General features: G+C 41.3%; 14 protein-coding genes. 7 read left to right on the forward strand and 7 right to left on the reverse strand.

What is annotated here, in order from left to right; genetic code table 11:
* Positions 1-112 precede the first annotated feature (112 nt).
* Positions 113-841 (forward strand): monofunctional biosynthetic peptidoglycan transglycosylase, encoded by a 729-nt coding sequence (gene mtgA / locus HMPREF0766_RS10825; protein ID WP_002996938.1) that lies wholly within the window; start codon positions 113-115, stop codon positions 839-841.
* A gap of 94 nt (positions 842-935) precedes the next feature.
* On the opposite strand, the gene HMPREF0766_RS10830 is transcribed toward mtgA, so the two are convergent.
* The 6 genes from HMPREF0766_RS10830 to HMPREF0766_RS10855 form a co-directional block, all read right to left on the reverse strand.
* Positions 936-2324 (reverse strand): MBL fold metallo-hydrolase, encoded by a 1389-nt coding sequence (locus tag HMPREF0766_RS10830; RefSeq protein ID WP_002996941.1) that lies wholly within the window; start codon positions 2322-2324, stop codon positions 936-938.
* A gap of 22 nt (positions 2325-2346) precedes the next feature.
* A complete protein-coding gene (locus HMPREF0766_RS10835) occupies positions 2347-3144 on the reverse strand; it encodes a sulfite exporter TauE/SafE family protein (protein ID WP_002996944.1) in 798 nt (265 codons plus the stop codon).
* A 119-nt stretch (positions 3145-3263) separates the two neighbouring features.
* Positions 3264-3893, reverse strand: a complete 630-nt coding sequence (locus HMPREF0766_RS10840) for a Crp/Fnr family transcriptional regulator (RefSeq protein WP_002996947.1) — start codon at positions 3891-3893, stop codon at positions 3264-3266.
* Between the two features lie 13 nt (positions 3894-3906).
* Positions 3907-4320 carry a DUF6691 family protein gene (locus HMPREF0766_RS10845; RefSeq protein WP_002996949.1) on the reverse strand — a complete coding sequence of 138 codons (414 nt, stop codon included), beginning with the start codon at positions 4318-4320 and terminating at the stop codon, positions 3907-3909.
* Positions 4321-4332: 12 nt separating this feature from the next.
* A complete protein-coding gene (locus HMPREF0766_RS10850; RefSeq protein ID WP_002996952.1) occupies positions 4333-4884 on the reverse strand; it encodes a YeeE/YedE family protein in 552 nt (183 codons plus the stop codon).
* Positions 4885-4968: 84 nt separating this feature from the next.
* Positions 4969-5376 carry an RNA-binding S4 domain-containing protein gene (locus tag HMPREF0766_RS10855; RefSeq protein ID WP_037460296.1) on the reverse strand — a complete coding sequence of 136 codons (408 nt, stop codon included), beginning with the start codon at positions 5374-5376 and terminating at the stop codon, positions 4969-4971.
* A gap of 283 nt (positions 5377-5659) precedes the next feature.
* On the opposite strand from HMPREF0766_RS10855, the gene HMPREF0766_RS10860 reads away from it, so the two are divergent.
* The 6 genes from HMPREF0766_RS10860 to brnQ all read left to right on the forward strand — a co-directional run bounded on the left by HMPREF0766_RS10860 (position 5660) and on the right by brnQ (position 10806).
* Positions 5660-6481, forward strand: a complete 822-nt coding sequence (locus HMPREF0766_RS10860; RefSeq protein WP_002996957.1) for a 2,3,4,5-tetrahydropyridine-2,6-dicarboxylate N-succinyltransferase — start codon at positions 5660-5662, stop codon at positions 6479-6481.
* A gap of 29 nt (positions 6482-6510) precedes the next feature.
* Positions 6511-7086: an L-threonylcarbamoyladenylate synthase gene (locus HMPREF0766_RS10865; RefSeq protein ID WP_002996960.1), complete on the forward strand. Its 576-nt coding sequence runs from the start codon at positions 6511-6513 to the stop codon at positions 7084-7086.
* A 66-nt stretch (positions 7087-7152) separates the two neighbouring features.
* Positions 7153-7632, forward strand: a complete 480-nt coding sequence (locus tag HMPREF0766_RS10870; protein WP_002996963.1) for a DUF4920 domain-containing protein — start codon at positions 7153-7155, stop codon at positions 7630-7632.
* Between the two features lie 55 nt (positions 7633-7687).
* Positions 7688-8497 (forward strand): hypothetical protein, encoded by an 810-nt coding sequence (locus HMPREF0766_RS10875; protein ID WP_002996965.1) that lies wholly within the window; start codon positions 7688-7690, stop codon positions 8495-8497.
* Between the two features lie 102 nt (positions 8498-8599).
* The gene (gene folP / locus HMPREF0766_RS10880; protein ID WP_002996968.1) at positions 8600-9442 is read left to right on the forward strand and encodes a dihydropteroate synthase; all 843 of its coding nucleotides are present in this window, start codon (positions 8600-8602) and stop codon (positions 9440-9442) included.
* A 56-nt stretch (positions 9443-9498) separates the two neighbouring features.
* Complete coding sequence (brnQ, locus tag HMPREF0766_RS10885) at positions 9499-10806, forward strand: branched-chain amino acid transport system II carrier protein (protein WP_002996971.1); 1308 nt, start codon at positions 9499-9501, stop codon at positions 10804-10806.
* Positions 10807-10899: 93 nt separating this feature from the next.
* On the opposite strand, the gene metG is transcribed toward brnQ, so the two are convergent.
* Positions 10900-12969 (reverse strand): methionine--tRNA ligase, encoded by a 2070-nt coding sequence (metG, locus tag HMPREF0766_RS10890; protein WP_002996974.1) that lies wholly within the window; start codon positions 12967-12969, stop codon positions 10900-10902.
* Between the last annotated feature and the right edge of the window lie 98 nt (positions 12970-13067).

Below are 13067 nucleotides of genomic sequence, written 5' to 3' on the forward strand. Positions count from 1 at the left end.
CTGCATCGATCAATTGATTTAAGGGACACAGCTTTTTCCTGAAAACTTTAAAATAAATTAACCAATACTGCGTAATAGCTATTATGTTTGCACGATAAATGACATAAGCGCCATGGCGATCAAAAGAGGCAACAAAGTAAAACGAAAATCAAGTTCCAAAGACCTTAAGAATCAAATTCTTAAGTGGACAGGACGTATAATAGGAGGATTTTTTGCAATCACTATTTTCTGGGTGATCTGCCTGCGTTTTATAGATCCTCCGGTTACTTACCTGATGATCAAACGTGGTTTTGAGCGTAAGGGAATGGGCAAAGAGTGGAAGTTGGAGAAGGACTGGCTGGACTATGATGATATGTCCAATAATCTGAAGCGTGCCGCCATTGCCGGTGAAGATGCTCACTTTATGGAGCACAATGGATTTGATGTGCAAGCTATCCAGAAAGCAATGGAGAAAAATCAAAACGGTAAGAAACTCCGGGGGGGAAGTACAATCAGCCAGCAGGTGGCCAAAAATGTATTTCTATGGCCGGAACGTTCCTGGGTTCGAAAAGGTTTTGAAACCTATTTTACCTTTCTTATTGAATTGTTCTGGAGTAAAAAACGAATTCTCGAAGTATATCTCAATGTAATTGAAATGGGGCAAGGTGTATATGGAGCTGAGGCCGCAGCCCAATATTACTTCAGCAAATCAGCCAAAAGTTTAACAAAAAAAGAAGCTGCTCTAATTATTGCTATTCTGCCTAGTCCCCAGAAATGGGATGCGCGCAATCCTTCTACATATGTTAACGGCCGGGCAAACCGGATCGTAAGATACATGAGTCATTACAGTATTCCGGAATAAACGTATTTATTATGCCGGCATCCGTGTCTTTAGCCACAGATTGCCGGCATAATTATTAAAAGAATTTTATTTTACGGTCAACACGGATTTAAAATTAAAATTCGACCTCCTGTCCTTGCGAAAGCCATTCATTCATACTTCCAAGATAGACTTCTACATGCTCAATTCCCTTTTTCTTCAATAAAGAAGCAGCTATTGAAGCTCTGTCTCCGCCCTGACAATAGATAAGTTTGGTCTTCTGAGAATCAATAGCCGAAAGATTTTTTTCCAGTTTACCCCACATCAGCGAAATTGCTCCCTTAATATGTCCGCTCTGATATTCGTTCGTATTGCGTACATCAATAAGCTGTATGTCAGGATTATTGATTGCAGACTTTACGGCAGCTAGATCCACCACTTTTGTCATCTCTAATGGTATACCCAAATCATCGATGTCAGTGATGTACCCCAAAACGTTATCCAGTCCTATACGCATAAGTTTACGCGTTAACTCTTCTATTTCATGTGGTGCTGCAACCAAAATAAAAGGTTTGTCGTACTGCAAAAGCCAGCCTGCCCAGGTAGCAAAAGATTTCTTGTGCTGAATATTTATGGATTGGGGAATGTGTCCTTTTACAAACAACTCCTTTGGCCGTGTATCCACAATGGTGACATCATCTTGTTTATACTTTAAAAATTGTTCTTTGTTTAATAAAGGAATCTCAGGCACATGCAACAACAATGGGCGGTCCACTTTATTCAGCTTTTTCATCATGGCAAAGTAAGCAGGTGGTTCCGGCTGTCCGTCCAGTAATTCGGTTACAAATTTGTCTTCTTTCTGGTCTTGTAAAGCCCAGTTTCGGATACGCTCATATCCTAATGTACTACTCGGAACAGATCCCAGCGCTTTTCCACAGGATGATCCTGCGCCATGTCCCGGCCATAGCTGCACAAAATCCGGCAGGGTAAGAAATTTTTGGATTGACCTGAACATGTCTTTTGCACCGACTTCCTTTGTCCCGGTTATCCCGGCGGCCTTTTCCAGTAAATCCGGACGCCCGACATCACCCACGAATACAAAGTCGCCTGTGAATACCATGATCGGCTGATCAGAAGCGGGATGATCAGTCAGGACAAAACTTATACTTTCGGGTGTGTGTCCCGGAGTATGGATCACAGTCAATGTCAGATTGCCGACGAGCAGCTTATCCCCTTCTTTCAATCCTTCATGCGGAAATTCATACTGCCAGTCCTCGCCTCCTTCATCCGAAAGATAAAGGGTCGCTCCCGTAAGTTCTGCAAGCTCCCTCGATCCGCTCAGAAAGTCTGCGTGAATATGGGTCTCGGTAATCTGAGTAATTTTCAGATTATTGCGTTTCGCAATTTCCAGATAAGTATCTACATCTCTTTTGGGATCGATGACCAGTGCAACTCCTTTTGCCTGACAACCGATCATATAACTAGCCTGGGCTAAACTCTCATCATATATACGCTCAAAAAACATAACTCAATATTTTCTTTAATAACTAAATATCTACTATCTCTCTAACCAGAATCATAATTCCCATGATCAGCACAAACCAACCGAATGAGATCTTCAGGTTCGAACCGGATATTTTTCTGGATAATAATGTTCCGATCAGGATTCCCATAATAGCGGCTATGGAAAACAAAAACAATAATCGCCAATCGACCTCATGGCCGTCGATCTCTACAAAACCAATAAAGCCAATCAGGGAATTGAATGCAATTATCATTAGGGAGGTTCCTATCGCCTTTTTCATCTGCATACCAGCAAAAAGGACAAGTGTAGGTATAATCAGAAATCCGCCGCCGGCTCCAACCATCCCGGTAATTACCCCCAGAAAAGCACCTTTCAGAATAATACTTTTATTATCGTAACGTTGCTTTTCGGCCACAAATGTCTTTTCCTTTGATCGGATCATTGAAACAGATGCAAAAAGCATAATAACTGCAAAAAGCACCATGACAAACATGCCTTTTGTCAGCACGAAATCCCCGACTCGACCAATTTCCTGAGGAATATGCGGCATAATATATCCCCTTGTAAATAAGACCATAATGATAGAAGGAATTCCAAACAGCAACACCATCTTATAATCCACCTGCTTGCTGATGGTCTGTGAAATACCACCGGCCAGCGATGTCATCCCCACTATGAATAACGAATATGCAGTGGCCAGGATAGGATCGATATCCAGAATGTAGACCAGAATGGGAACCGTGAGGATAGAACCCCCACTCCCGATCAGGCCTAAAGATATTCCGATCAACACAGCCAGTAAGTAAGCAAGCAACTCCATATTTATGTATTCATATTATAATATTGTAAAAGTATCTTTTGATATTCGTTCATACGGTAACTTTTGTTACAGGAACGCAAGTTTTGAATCAGAAGAATCAGCAACCCCTGGTTGCAACGCTACAATAAATCGATTGTACTTCGGTTGAGCCGGACTTTGCCTTCATTCTCATACACTTTCAGGATGCGGGAGACGACAACACGTGAGGTATTCAGTGCAGCTGCTATCTCCTGATGCGATTTATTAATGGAACGAGTGTTGTTTATCTTCGCAATCTCTTCCAGATAATGCAGGATCCGCACATCCATCTTATGAAAAGCCAACTGATCTATTGCTCCTAACATTTCTTCCATACGCTTGTTGTAACTGGTAAACACAAAATTGCGCCAGCTGCTATATTTCGCCAGCCATTCCTCCATCTTGCTGACGGGTATCATAGCCACTAGTGCATCTGTCTCAGCTACAGCTTTGATTTCACTTTTCTTATCGCCCAGACAGCAGGCTAATGTCATGGCACAGGCATCTCCCTTTTCAAGAAAATAGAGTAACAGTTCTCCTTCCCACGGATCTTCACGCATAATGCGTATAGCCCCATCTACCAGAAGTGGCATCACCTTAATGTATTGTCCGGCATCTATCAGTACATCTGCTTTTTTAAAGGAAAGAAAACGGGCTACTTCCTCAATTTCATTTATGAGGCGAGGCTCAAAAACAGTTCCGTAAGCGACTTGTAATGCTGCAGTATACATAAAAAGGATGTTATTAATGAGGAAGTTTATGCCGGATCAGGCCATACAGCCAAGTGCCTGCAACAGCGCCAAGGATAACAATCAAAATGGGAAAAACTCCTGCTCCGACCAATACAAACATTGGCAATGGACAAGCTCCGGCCAATGCCCAGCCCAGACCGAAAATAATCCCTCCGAAAAGGTAACGGCTGAAGGTCTTTTCTTTGGGCGTAATCTGTATCTGATGCCTGTCCATGTCTTTAATTTTACGCCGTTTGATCCATTGAATGGCTCCTATTCCGATAATCAATGCGGAACCTATAAAGCCATACATATGAAAAGACTGAAAATTAAACATTTCATATATTCTGAACCATGAAGCCGCTTCAGCTTTATACATGGTCAATCCTAAAATCAATCCGATAAGGATGAATACTAATTTTCTCATGCTGTCTGTTTTTTAAAATAATACCGGAAAAATAACATGAACCATCAGCAAGCCGCCGATAAAGAATCCAACTACAGCAATCAGTGAAGGTAATTGTAAATCGCTCAAGCCTGAGATCGCATGCCCCGAAGTACAGCCTCCTGCATAGCGGGAACCAAAACCGACTAAAAGACCACCTGTCAGCAATAACGCCAATGTTCTCAGGTCCAGAGTATCATATAGCTCTGCAGGAGCATAAGCCTTACCAGCACTCTGAAAACCAAGTTCATGAAGCTTAGTAATGGTATCCGGATGAATAGCCGGAATCTGTGCACCATCAGATAAGATATGTGCTCCGACATAGCCACCCAGCACAGCCCCGATTAATATCAGCAAGTTCCAGCGCTGTGCTTTCCAGTCAAACTTGAAAAAATCAGACGTCTTACCAGCTCCGCATGCAGCACATATGGTTCTGAAATTGGAGGAGACACCAAAATTTTTTCCTGCAAGCAGAAGTGCAATCATACAAAAAGCGACTAAGGGACCTCCTATATACCATGGCCAGGGTTCAAATATCCATTCCATATTATTTATTTTTATACAAAGATCAGCTTTTATATTTCCCCGTTTGGTGACTTATGTTACACAACTACCATAAGCAGTATACTGTTAATCATCGAGCGATTCCCACCAGTCGTTTTGAAGATCTTCGATTTCTCTACGATCCCGTTTGGTAGGTCTTCCTGCACCCCTGTCCCGTTGCAATACAGGTGCATGAAACACAGATTTGTAAGCATATGTTTCTTCCTCCGGTGTATGATCTTCGTAGAACTGTACCGCAGTCCTGGCATCAACCCGTCTTTCCAGCAGACCTACAACTTTGATCACCCGTCGTTCGAGCCCTTTTTGTACAGCATAGGTTTCCCCGACTTTGACCACATAAGAAGGTTTGATATTTTGTCCGTTGAGCTTTACTCGACCTGCTTTGCAAGCCTCGGTTGCCAGACTCCTTGTCTTAAAAATGCGGATTGACCACAAGTATTTATCGATTCTGAGTTTATCCTTTTCTCCAGTCATATTTTTTTCAAAGTAAAAAAATAAAAGCATAAATGCAAAAAAATTATCTGCAACAATGTTTTATAGTATCAAAAGTGCTCATAGCTCTCCTACTGCCTCACATACAAAACGATATTGTTGCAGATACAGCTCTTACATCAATACAAATATCCAAAATCAAGATTAATTCCTCTTGAATTATTTACCATTCGGTTACATCTATAACGATCTTATATCTAATTATCTTCTAATAATATCAACAAAATTTTCCATCTTTGTTAGTCAAATTATCACAATTAATTTCATGGAATTAGAAAACTTGCAAAAACTGATTGAAGACGCTTGGGAAGACAGGCAGTTGTTAGAATATAAAGAATATGCTGAAGCTATCCGCACGATTATTCTTAAGCTGGATAATGGTGAAATTCGTGTGGCAGAACCAATAGGCACAAGATGGCATGTCAATGAGTGGATCAAAAAAGCGGTGATTCTTTATTTCCCTATCCGGGAGATGGTAGAAACAGAAGCCGGACCTTTTGTTTATTATGATAAGATGAAGCTGAAGACCAATTACAAACACTTAGGTGTACGTGTAGTTCCCGGTGCTTCTGCCCGCTTAGGTGCATACCTTGCGAAAGGTGTGATTCTGATGCCTTCTTATGTCAATATAGGTGCCTATGTAGGCGAAGGTACAATGGTCGATACATGGGCTACAGTAGGTTCGTGTGCACAGATTGGTAAAAATGTACACCTGAGCGGTGGTGTAGGTATCGGTGGTGTACTTGAACCTGTACAGGCTTCTCCGGTCATCATTGAGGACAATGTATTTGTCGGATCAAGAGTAATCGTAGTAGAAGGTGTACGTGTAGAATCTGAAGCGGTCCTGGGTGCAAACGTAGTATTAACAGCTTCGACAAAAATAATTGATGTAACCGGTTCTGAACCAGTCGAATATAAAGGTCATGTACCTGCACGTTCGGTCGTGATCCCCGGATCTTATACCAAAAAATTCCCTTCAGGAGAATATCAGGTACCATGTGCTCTGATTATTGGAAAACGTAAGGAATCTACAGATAAGAAAACTTCACTTAATGATGCATTACGCGATCATAATGTAGCTGTATAATCAGCTCAACCGAAGTATATTTTATTAAAATGACTCCAATAGACAGAGAAGATATTAATAAAGCCCTCGAGACATTGAAAAATGGAGGGCTTATTCTATACCCTACCGATACCATCTGGGGTATCGGATGTGATGCGACCAATCCCGAAGCAGTAGACCGCATTATTCAGTTAAAGGGACGTTCAAAAGAAAAAAGCATGATTGTGCTGCTGCACAATGAGAATCAGCTTGCAGGGTATGTCAATGATATTCCTGAAGTAGCTTATCAACTGATAGAATATACAGAGCATCCGCTGACCATTGTATATTCCAATGCAAAAAATCTGGCTGCTAATGCCATTGCGGAAGATGGTTCTATCGGGATCCGGATTGTCAATCATCCATTCTGTACGCAACTATTACAACGCTTTCGTAAACCGATCATTTCGACATCTGCCAATATCAGCGGAGAACCTTCAGCAAAGACATTCGGAGATATTGATCAAAAAATAAAAGACGGCGTAGATTACACTGTTCAGTTTGGGCAAAAAGACAGAGGAGCAGGAAAGGCCTCAACCATTATGAAGCTTGACCCCAGCGGTAAATTTGAATTTATCAGGAAATAGTCTGCAGATGGCGGACCAGGCTATTTGTTTAGGTTTATTTTACATTAAACAGTAAATATCATCTATATGAAAAAAATCACATTAATGTTGTTGTTAGTCCTTATTGGACTGAGCTACGGATCTGCACAAGAATCCGGCATACCATCAGCAAAATCAGGAGTTCAATATGGAAAAAAGATTGATCAGCATCAGGCTATTCCCGTGAGTAAACTGGAGAAATCTTTTGGGAAAGACAGCACTTACAACGGTAAAGTAGAGGGAGTTGTCGTAGAAGTCTGCAAAAAGAAAGGTTGTTTTATGACGCTGAAGCGGGAAGGAAGTAAAGAACCTGTCATGGTACGCTTTACAGACTACACCTATTTTATGCCACAGGATATAGTAGGCAAAACAGTGGTGGTTGAAGGAAAAGCTAAATTAAATACAACCTCAGTCGCCTGGCAAAAGCACTATGCTGAAGATATGGGCAAAAGCAAAGAGGAAATAGCTAAAATCACAAAACCAAAAGAATCGATTACGATTGTTGCCGATGGGGTAATCGTAAAATAAACTTTAAAAGCTGATTCAGAATCGTTTTGCATCAGCTTTTTTATTTCTTTCCTTTATGAAAATAACGGTCCTACTTCTCCTCGCAATGCTCTCCATATCCGGATGTGCAAACCAACAGAAAAAACAAGAACCTGCTTACGCTGAGACATTACCTTCTGTTGTCGATACTACCGGCACAGTCAAATTCAATTCAGACAGTTTGCAGATATCGGAAATAGACTCGGCAGCCTTTGCCTACTTAAGAACTTCCGGCCCGAAACAACATGACAGTCTGTTCTATATAAAAGACTTCGGAAAAGTAAAGAAGATGCTGAAAGGTCGGGTAGTGTTTTCAGGTTATAATGAAAATGCAGATCTGGACTCTACTATAGACGGAGAATTTGTGAGCAGTATCCGATTCAAAAACGGGAAACTTCATTATTATAAGACCTATGATTCGGTAGATCGGATAAACCGGGTAACAGATGTGGCATTTGTCGCTTACTATCCATCAGAAGATATTCTATTCTGTGAAGGCGGACATTCTTCTGATTACAGCTTTAATCTGACGACAGGTGAACAAGGCGGCGAAGTGGGAAATCCGGGATATATACGCTATAACCCTTCTAAAAGCAGCAGGTTAAACGGGTATTTCCCTGGACAGGAATGCGATGAATATTTTATTCAGAAAAAAACGGGTACAGGTTTCAAAAGTATATTTAACCTGAGGGATGCCTTTTCATTTCTCGAAAAAGAAAACTTGTATTTTTGCTTTATGACAGATGTTTTCTGGCACGACGATCACACCCTTTACTTCAAACATGTGTACTTTCCTAATACAGAACCTGTCTCTAAATTTTACCGTATCCATATCCGGAAGATATAGCTTATCATAGCTAGTATTACAAAATTTACAGAAATCGTCAGGATATAAATTATGTCCATTACTCTACACAGCATATAAGAATCATTGGTAAATTTGTCTACTATGAATATGATGCACAGCACCCCGGCTCAGTCTGTTAATGCAAAAGGAAGACTGATTACTTTTGACTATCCCAGAATAATGGGAATCCTCAATGTAACTCCGGATTCTTTCTTTGATGGCGGACAACATCAGCATCTGGACGCTGCACTTAAAAAGGCAGAACAACTGCTGGAGGACGGCGCAGACATATTAGATATCGGTGCATATTCTTCGCGTCCCGGAGCAGCTCTTATCTCCGTACAGGAAGAACTGGACCGTGCTATTCCGGTGATCGAAAAGATGGCCAGCATCTTTCCTCATACCATCCTCTCAATAGATACCTTTCGTGCTGAAGTTGCGGAGCAAAGCATCAGAGCCGGTGCACATATTATCAATGATGTATCCGGCGGAACACTGGATGATCAGATGTTTGCGACTGTAGCTAAGTTACAGGTGCCTTATATCCTGATGCATATGCGCGGTGTACCTGAAAACATGCAGGAAATGACTACCTATGATGATATTGTCACGGATATAGCGACTTTTTTAGGAAGCCGGATTTCTGCATTACGCAGTTTAGGAGTAAAGGATATTATCCTTGATCCCGGCTTCGGTTTTGCAAAAAGTATGCAACAGAATTACGAATTACTTCATCGTATAGACGAATTACATTACTTTGGTCTTCCCATTCTGGGCGGACTTTCCCGTAAATCCATGATTTACAAGAAGCTCAATCTGACACCGGAGCATGCTTTAAATGGTACCACGGCATTAAATACAGTACTATTAAGCAAAGGAGTACAACTTCTTCGGGTCCATGATGTAAAAGAAGCCCGCCAGATTGTAGATCTTTTATTTCAATAGGAAGTTTATATATTTGCGATTCAGTCTTTTAGTAAATATCGTAAACTATCCTCATTTTGAGAAAAATAACTGACATCACTACCCTGGGCTTTGCCTTATTTGCCATGTTCTTCGGAGCCGGCAACTTACTTCTTCCGCCTCTTATTGGTCTTGCTGCAGGACAGTACTGGGGACTGGCTATTTCAGGATTTGGCCTGACCGGTATTTTGCTACCCTTTTTGGGCGTGCTTTCTGTTGTCAATTCGGGAGAAACATTTGAAGATCTTGCAGGCAGGGTTCATAGAACCGTTGCATTGGTGCTTGGCGCTGTCATTATGCTGGGGATAGGACCGCTGATTGCGATTCCGCGTACAGCAGCAACAACCTATGAGGTAGGACTATTACCCACTTTTCCATCCTTATCTCCAATCTGGGGATCGGTATTATTTTTTGTGGTTACGTATGTTCTTTCCATACGTCCTTCGAAAGTGGTAGATGTGATCGGCAATTTTCTAACGCCTGTACTCCTTGTCCTGTTACTTACGTTGATTATCATCGGTATATTATATCCTGTTTCAGATCCGGGCACAGGCACAGGTACTCCTGTCGCCGCATTTACATCCGGATTTACGGAAGGATATCAGACTCTGGATGTACTCGCATCTGTCATCTTTGCCGGAATCATTATTACAGCTGCCCGGATGAAAGGTTATACCTCTTTAAAAGAAAAAAATCAAATCGTCATCAGTGCGGGGTTGATGGCAGCCATATTTTTATTGTTGATCTATGGCGGACTGGTCATACTGGGCGCAACCTCCGGCTACAGTACAGGAAATGATATCAAACGGGCGGAACTTTTACTGTTTATCTCTAACAAGATTCTGGGAGGATATGGAACTATTGCGATCTCTCTCAGTATAGCCTTAGCCTGTCTGACAACAGCAATCGCACTTACTTGTGCAGTAGGAACATTTTTTAGCACTTTATTCAAGAATAAGATCAGTTATGAGGTTATTGTTACGATATGCTGTCTCCTCTCCGGTATACTTTCCATCACAGGAGTAGAATACATTATAGAAGTGGCTTATCCGTTCCTTGCCTTTATCTATCCCATTGTGATTACCCTTGTATTATATGTCATTATTTTCGGTAAAAAGATTTCTTCAAAACTACCTTATATCGGAGCGGTAGCAGGCACAACACTGGTATCTACAGTATATCTGTTAGCCGGACTCGGAATCCATCTGGCCGGAGCGGAAAGACTTGTACACGCCATTCCATTGGCTGAATATGAGCTGTGGTGGGTATTGCCTTCTTTTATCTTCTTTCTGCTGTTTTGGCTTATTGACAGATTTAAAACGAAAACTACAAAAGATACTGTATAAAAAAAGCCTGTCTCATTGTTACTGAAACAGGCTTCTCCTTAGATTAATCCAGACATAAGCAAAATGCTCAGGTCGTCAGTATATTGACTCTGATTATCGGACCGAACTTCCCGGTTTTATCGTTGTAGAAGGTTGTACAAAATCCAGACGACCATCTGCATCCTCAGCCATCAGTATCATTCCCTGTGAAGTGATTCCCTTAATTTCGCGGGGCTCCAGATTTACGAGAATAGAAACCTGTCTGCCAACGATATCTTCAGGAGCAAAAAACTCCGCAATACCAGATACGACAGTACGCTGATCTATACCTGTATCGATGGTCAGTTTAAGCAGTTTTTTCGTTTTCGCTACTTTTTCTGCAGTGAGGATCGTTCCGATACGGATATCCATTTTCATAAACTCATCAAAGGTTACATTCTCCTTAGCTGGTACAGCAGGAGTCGCTACTTTTGCATTATTTACTTTTGCTGCAGCCAGTTTTTCCAATTGAAAATCAATCTGCTCGTCGGTGATTTTATCAAATAACAATTGTACTTCTCCGAGTTCATGACCATCTTTCAACAGATTTTCCTCCCCTGCTCTTTCCCAGTCCTGCTGAGGAAGATTTAGCATTTCAAATAGTTTAGTTGCCGTCTTAGGTAAAAATGGCTGTGCCAGAATCGCAAGGTTCGCAGCAATCTGAAGAGATACATTCAGGACAGTTTTTACTCTCTCCTCATCTGTCTTGATCACTTTCCATGGCTCGGCTTCTGCCAGATATTTATTCCCCAGACGCGCCACATTCATAAACTGAGCCAGAGCCTCACGGAACCGATACTGATTGATACTATGTGTAATCTGCTCCGGATATTTTTTCAGTTCAGCAAATACCTGCTTATCTTCGTCCTGTAAATCTGAACCGGATAAAATCTTACCATCAAAATACTTATGCGAAAGCACCATTACCCGATTGATAAAATTACCTAATATCGCTACCAGTTCATTATTGACCCGTGCCTGAAAATCTTTCCAGGTAAACTCGCTGTCCGAAGTCTCCGGAAGAATAGAAGTCAGTACATAACGTAATTCATCCTGCTTGCCCGGGAATTCTTGCAGATATTCATGTAACCATACAGCATGATTTCTGGAGGTAGAAAGCTTATCCCCTTCCAGGTTAAGGAATTCATTTGCCGGAATATTTTCCGGTAAAATATAATCACCATGCGCATGCAGAATCGCCGGGAAAATGATACAGTGAAATACAATATTATCTTTACCAATGAAATGGATCAGACAGGAGTTATCTTCCGGATCAGGCTGTTCTTTCCAATAGTCTTCCCAGTTTTTACCGTTATCCAGCGCCCATTGTTTTGTAGCTGATATATATCCTATCGGTGCATCCAGCCAGACATACAGCTTTTTACCCTCCGCTTCTTCCAACGGTACATCCACTCCCCAATCCAGATCACGTGTCATCGAACGGGGTTGCAGACCCGACTTCAGCCAGGAAAGACATTGCCCGTAGACATTAGATTTAAGCTCATCCTTTTTCCCTTCGATAAGCCATTTTTCCAGCCAGGGCTGATATTTGTCCAGAGGAAGATACCAGTGTTTAGTTTCCTTTAAAACCGGAGTTTTACCACTTAATGTAGAGATCGGATTGATAAGATCAGTAGGGCTTAGTGAAGTTCCACATTTCTCACACTGATCCCCATACGCTCCTTCAGAATGACAATTAGGACAAGTACCCACAATATAGCGGTCTGCCAGAAACTGGTGAAATTCCTCATCATAATATTGCTCGGAAAATCTTTCTATGAATTCTCCTTTATTATATAGATTCAGAAAAAACTCCTGAGACAGCTGATGGTGAACAGGCTCTGATGTACGGTGATAAATATCAAATGAAATACCGAACTCTTCAAAACTTTCTTTGATCTGCTGATTGTACTTATCAATAATTTCGCGAGGTGTGATGCCTTCTTTCTTCGCTTTAATCGTAATGGCTGCGCCATGCTCATCGGATCCGCATACATAGACTACATCTTTCTGATTAAGACGTAAGTAACGGACAAAAATATCTCCCGGAATATAAGCACCGGCCAGGTGGCCGATATGTAGAGGCCCATTCGCATACGGCAAAGCCGAGGTAATGGTATAGCGTTTTTTATCTGTAATACTCAATGTTATATTATAAATTAGCTGTAATCAAATATAAAAAACAGGAAAAATCTTGTTTCTTTGACAAAGATAACTCAATTTGCGCTATTAAAATATAGATA

This window comes from Sphingobacterium spiritivorum ATCC 33861 (assembly GCF_000143765.1).
In the GTDB taxonomy this organism is placed as follows: domain Bacteria; phylum Bacteroidota; class Bacteroidia; order Sphingobacteriales; family Sphingobacteriaceae; genus Sphingobacterium; species Sphingobacterium spiritivorum.

What these genes read in the sequence shown, in the direction of transcription:
- mtgA (WP_002996938.1), top strand. Translation starts at nt 113, where the DNA reads ATGGCGATCAAAAGAGGCAACAAAGTAAAACGAAAATCAAGTTCCAAA.
- HMPREF0766_RS10830 (WP_002996941.1), bottom strand. Translation starts at nt 2,324, where the DNA reads ATGTTTTTTGAGCGTATATATGATGAGAGTTTAGCCCAGGCTAGTTAT.
- HMPREF0766_RS10835 (WP_002996944.1), bottom strand. Translation starts at nt 3,144, where the DNA reads ATGGAGTTGCTTGCTTACTTACTGGCTGTGTTGATCGGAATATCTTTA.
- HMPREF0766_RS10840 (WP_002996947.1), bottom strand. Translation starts at nt 3,893, where the DNA reads ATGTATACTGCAGCATTACAAGTCGCTTACGGAACTGTTTTTGAGCCT.
- HMPREF0766_RS10845 (WP_002996949.1), bottom strand. Translation starts at nt 4,320, where the DNA reads ATGAGAAAATTAGTATTCATCCTTATCGGATTGATTTTAGGATTGACC.
- HMPREF0766_RS10850 (WP_002996952.1), bottom strand. Translation starts at nt 4,884, where the DNA reads ATGGAATGGATATTTGAACCCTGGCCATGGTATATAGGAGGTCCCTTA.
- HMPREF0766_RS10855 (WP_037460296.1), bottom strand. Translation starts at nt 5,376, where the DNA reads ATGACTGGAGAAAAGGATAAACTCAGAATCGATAAATACTTGTGGTCA.
- HMPREF0766_RS10860 (WP_002996957.1), top strand. Translation starts at nt 5,660, where the DNA reads ATGGAATTAGAAAACTTGCAAAAACTGATTGAAGACGCTTGGGAAGAC.
- HMPREF0766_RS10865 (WP_002996960.1), top strand. Translation starts at nt 6,511, where the DNA reads ATGACTCCAATAGACAGAGAAGATATTAATAAAGCCCTCGAGACATTG.
- HMPREF0766_RS10870 (WP_002996963.1), top strand. Translation starts at nt 7,153, where the DNA reads ATGAAAAAAATCACATTAATGTTGTTGTTAGTCCTTATTGGACTGAGC.
- HMPREF0766_RS10875 (WP_002996965.1), top strand. Translation starts at nt 7,688, where the DNA reads ATGAAAATAACGGTCCTACTTCTCCTCGCAATGCTCTCCATATCCGGA.
- folP (WP_002996968.1), top strand. Translation starts at nt 8,600, where the DNA reads ATGAATATGATGCACAGCACCCCGGCTCAGTCTGTTAATGCAAAAGGA.